Annotated in this window: 4 protein-coding genes; all 4 read right to left on the reverse strand. The window is 70.1% G+C overall.

The features are described from left to right. Positions 1-392 precede the first annotated feature (392 nt). Genes ACGFJ2_RS59260 through ACGFJ2_RS59275 form a run of 4 tightly spaced genes read right to left on the reverse strand, consistent with a single transcriptional unit; the run spans position 393 to position 4,449 of the window. Positions 393-1,211, reverse strand: coding sequence for a class I SAM-dependent methyltransferase (locus ACGFJ2_RS59260; protein WP_393484300.1), 819 nt, complete (start codon positions 1,209-1,211; stop codon positions 393-395). Positions 1,212-1,225: 14 nt separating this feature from the next. After that, positions 1,226-2,836: an ABC transporter permease gene (locus ACGFJ2_RS59265; protein ID WP_393484302.1), complete on the reverse strand. Its 1,611-nt coding sequence runs from the start codon at positions 2,834-2,836 to the stop codon at positions 1,226-1,228. Then, positions 2,833-3,768, reverse strand: coding sequence for an ATP-binding cassette domain-containing protein (locus ACGFJ2_RS59270; RefSeq protein ID WP_393484305.1), 936 nt, complete (start codon positions 3,766-3,768; stop codon positions 2,833-2,835). Before ACGFJ2_RS59270 ends, ACGFJ2_RS59265 begins: the two co-directional genes overlap by 4 nt. Before the next feature lie 30 nt (positions 3,769-3,798). Continuing rightward, positions 3,799-4,449 carry a TetR family transcriptional regulator gene (locus ACGFJ2_RS59275; protein ID WP_358207667.1) on the reverse strand — a complete coding sequence of 217 codons (651 nt, stop codon included), beginning with the start codon at positions 4,447-4,449 and terminating at the stop codon, positions 3,799-3,801. Between the last annotated feature and the right edge of the window lie 253 nt (positions 4,450-4,702).

Raw genomic sequence — 4,702 nt, forward strand, 5'->3', positions numbered from 1 at the left:
GACGCAGCCGCGTAACCCCCGAGAGATTTACGCAGATGACCACTTAGCCCCGGGCGGCGTGCTGCCTCGACGGCTGGGTGTGTGGACTCCAGCAAACCGATACAAGCCCGGCACCATCCACCTTCCCCTGCCGGTGGTCTCGGAAGGTGATGGCGGAGGCATTCGACACGGTTCCAACGGGTGCCTTGAACTGTCGTCGCTTCGGCTGAATCCGTGCGGGCTGGCGGCTGCAAGCGCTGCATGGGCCGGCCGTCTCCACGAATAGTTGCCAGGCGTTCAGATCCTTGCACGGCAGGAACTCGCATGTTCCTCACGCGGTGTTGCTGTACCCGCTGTGCGAACAACTAGAAGACGGGATGCCCGACCCCGGCGTGAGTCGCCGGCCGGAATCGTCAGAAACGGTAGTGCGCGACCGTGGTGCCCAGCCTGGAGAAGGCCGCGCTGAGCGCCGACAGGCGGGTCCACAGGCGCAGGGCCGTCGGGAACTGGTCGACCTCGGGCTCCCGGGTGAGCAGGATGTGCCGGATCAGGGTCAGTCGCGGGTTCCACCGTACGGGGTCGAGGCGGTCGAAGCCGGGGGACTTGAAGAGGGGGACCAGGAACCGGCTGCCGGAGTAGTGTCTCGCGGCCCAGACGGTGAATCGGGTGTAGACGTTGAACGCGATCTCCCCACTGGGAAAATGGCTGGTGAGACGGTCCAGCAGCGTGATCATCTCTTCCTGGGAGAGGAAGGGCAGCACGCCGTCGGCGACGATCACGGCGGGACGGTCGGCGGGCAGCGCCTCCAGCCAGCCGGGCTCGGTCAGGTCCGCGCCGATGGTGTGCGTGTGCGGCCGCTCCGGGATGATCCGGTGCCGGGCGTCCACGACCTCGGGAAGGTCGACGTCGTACCAGTCCGCTGTCGATGGAGGGTCGATGCGGAGGGCTCGGGTGTCGAGGCCGGCTCCCAGGTCGATGCCGATCGCGTCGGGGTGGCGGGCGATGAACCGCTGCGCGATCTCGTCCAGTTTCTTGGCGCGCTGGGCGACGTCGATGGCCGAGGCCGCGCTCCAGCGGAGTTTGCGGTGGTCGTAGCCGGTCTTGTGGATGATCTCGTAGGCCATGCGGTCGCCGAGTATGGGGCTTGGCAGGCGGCTGTCGAGCGCCCGGCCGCACAGCGTCACCCACAGGGTTTCCTGCAGCGGGGTCAGTGTAGGAAGGGTCACTCCCATGATGTCCTCCAGGCTCAGATGGTGGGCATGTCGCGTCGGGTGAATCCGGCCAGGCCGGCCGCGACGAGGGCCGCCGCGACGGCGGTCATGACGATCAGTGGGGTGGCCGTCATGACCCCGCCGGGAAGTTTCGGTACGTGCTCGAAGACCGACAGGTCGATGACCCACTGGTCGAGCTGCAACTCCAGGCCGACCCAGCCGAACAACATGCTCACCATGGCCACCGCGAACGTGCCGGCGACCAGCCGAGGCAGCAGCCCGAACAGCGCGAACGCGACCCCGGTGAACACCCACACCACAGGGAGTTGCACGAGAGCGGCGGCTAGGAGGCGGGACAGCTCACGGGCGACGTCGCCGGTGTTGAGTCCGTGCGCCAGACCGGCGGCCGTCCCGAAGGCGATCAACCCGAGCGCCGGGCCGAGCAGTATGAACGCGAAGTGGCTGCCCGCCCAGCGCAGCCGGCGCACCGGGGTGGCCAGCAGGGGCTCGGCCCGCCCGTCGCGCTCTTCGTTCCTGAGCAGCAGCGCGGCCTGGATGGCGAAGCAGGCGCTGACCAGGCCGAGCATGGTCATCATGGGGGCGAGGAACTGGTCGACGAGCGTGCCGGGACCGCCGAGCCGGGCCAGCGCCTCTCGGGCCGCGGCGCCGCCGTTGTCCATCAGCGTCCCAAGGCTCGCCGACATCGCGCCGCCCACGAGCCCGACCACGGCGAGTCCGGCGATCCTGCTGATCAGCGGCCCGCGGTGCAGCCGCCAGGCCAGCGCCAGCGGGCTGCGCAGGCGGGGTTCGGCGGCGGCCGGGCCCAGGCGGGCCTGGAACATGCCGGCGCCGAGGTCGCGCCGATCCGACAGCGCCACGGCCAGCACGATCAGCGCCAGCACGGCGCCGGCCGCGAGCGCGAGCACCCACCAGCGTTCGCCGCTGTAGGGCCGCAGCGCCTCCGCCCAGCCGAGCGGCGTCATCCAGGACACCCAGGCAGGCCCGTCACCGGACTGCGCGGCGACGTCGCCGACGCCGCGCAGCAGGATCGCGGCGCCGAGCGTGCTGATCCCGATGGCGCGCGCGCCGCCCGCGCCGGTCGTGAGCTGCGCCGTCACCGCGCCGATCGAGGCGAACGCGCAGGCGGCCACCGTGAACCCGAGTCCGAGCGCCAGGGAGCCGGCGGCGGGCAGGCCCTGGCCGATCAGCGCCAGCGCCGAGGCCACGCCCAGGACGAGGGCGGCCCCGCAGGTGACGATCAGAGTGGCGGCCAGGTTCGCGTGCCGCGCCACCGCGGTCGCCCCGACCAGTTCGCGCCGTCCGGCCTCTTCTTCCGTACGCGTGTGCCGGATGACCGTGAGCAGCGCGAACAGCGCGACCATGAACGTCACGAACCCCGACCGCCAGGCGACGAGCTCGCCGAGGCTGGAGCCGTTCAGCACGCCGTAGGCGATGGTGAAGGCCCTGGTGTGGACGCTGGTCTCGTAGTAGTGCTGACGGGCCTCGGCCGTGGGGTACGCGCCGGTGAACGCGCCGACGAACACCACCGGGATCATGCAGATGAAGGCCACCCACAGCGGCAGCAGCACACGATCGCGCCGCAGCACCACGCGGATGAGCTTTCCCGTGCCGGCGAACGCGTTCATCGTCCTGCCTCCGCGTGCCGGCCCTTGACGTTCGCGGTCGCGCGGTCGTAGTGCCGCAGGAACAGCTCCTCCAGCGTCGGAGGCTGGCTGACCAGGCTGCGCACGCCGGCCTGGGTGAGGTGGCGAAGTGCGAGGTCCAGCGCGGCGGCGTCGACGCTGAAGCGTACCCGGCCGCCGTCGGCGCGCAGGCCGTGCACACCCGGCAGGCCGGCCAGCCCGTCCGGTGGGGCGGCCAGTTCGGCGTCGATGGAGGTGCGGGTGAGGTGCCGCAGCTCGGCCATGGTGCCGGTTTCGACGGTACGGCCGTCGCGGATGATCGTGACGCGGTCGCACAGCGCCTCGACCTCGGAGAGGATGTGGCTGGACAGCAGCACCGTACGGTCACCCGCGCGCCGCACTTCCTGGACCGTTTGCCGGAAGACCTCCTCCATCAGCGGGTCCAGGCCGGAGGTGGGCTCGTCGAGGATGAGCAGCTCGGCGTCGGAGGCCAGAGCCGCGACCAGGGCCACCTTCTGGCGGTTGCCCTTGGAGTAGGTGCGGCCCTTCTTACGCGGGTCGAGGTCGAAGCGCTCGATCAGCTCGTCCCGGCGCCGCCGGTCAAGCCCGCCGCGCAGCCGGCCGAGCAGGTCGATGGCCTCACCGCCGGACAGGCCGGGCCACAGGGTGACGTCGCCGGGCACGTAGGCCAGGCGGCGGTGCAGCTCAGCGGTCTGTGTCCAGGGGTCGCCGCCGAGCAGCCGGGCGGCGCCCGCGTCGGGGCGCATCAGGCCCAGCAGGATCCGGATCGTGGTGCTCTTGCCCGCGCCGTTGGGCCCGAGGAAGCCGTGCACCTCGCCGGTCCGTACGACGAGGTCGAGGCCGTTCAGTGCCCGTGCCGGGCCGAACGACTTGACCAATCCGGCCATGGAAATGGCATCAGTCTCAGTCATCATGGATGTCCTTGTGTGGTGATGGGGAGAGGGCTAGAGATCGTCTCCCTGATGGGCCTCCCAGGCGGTCTGGGCGGCTTTGAGCATGGTGTCGTCGGCGTACAAGCCGTGGGTGTAGATCTCGAGCATGGGCAGCCCGATGCGCCGCAGCACGTCGGGGCCCATCCGCTCGAAGCCGAGCGCGCGGGTCAGGGGCGGCGCCATGGTCAGCGTGGCCAGGCTCACCAGCACGGTGAGCACGGCCAGCGCCCGCACGTCGGAGGACTGGCGCATCGAGCCGCCGGCGATCCCGTCCCGGAAGAGCTGCTCGGTCTCCTCCACCAGCGTGTTGACGAACGTGGTGGCCGCGGAGGAGTCCTCCTCGATCGCGCGCACCATGTACTGCACATGGAGGCGGTACTCCTCCGAGCCCGACAGGTATTCCTGGGACAGATCCCGCACGCCGACCAGGTCAGCCGCAGTCCGGGCCCTCCTCACCAGGATCTGCAGGACGTGCTCGTCGCAGACGCTCCGCAGGTTGTCCTTGCTGCCGAAGTGCCGGATGACCAGGGCGGCGCTCACCCCCGCGGTGGCCGCGATGGCGCGCAGGTTCGTCTTCTGGAAGCCGTCGCGGGCGAAGTGCGCGATGGCGGCGTTACGGATCTTGGCCTGGGCGGTCAGATCCGCCGAAGGTGATGAACACACGTTTACTATAGTAAACATATGTTCATCACTATGGCAACCGGGGTCAGAACGGTCCGCGGAGATCTCCCGGGGCAGCGTGCAGAGGGCCGTGCGCTTGCCAGGCAGCAGGTTCGGCATTCTGTTGCGCAGCGCGCCGCGGACAGTGTCGGCCAGCACGTGTCCTGGCCGGCCCATGGAGGCGTAGCTGACCAGCACGCCGCCCGGGGCTAAGTGGTCATCTGCGTAAATCTCTCGGGGGTTACGCGGCTGCGTT

This window comes from Nonomuraea sp. NPDC049028 (assembly GCF_043197735.1).
Classification (GTDB): domain Bacteria; phylum Actinomycetota; class Actinomycetes; order Streptosporangiales; family Streptosporangiaceae; genus Nonomuraea.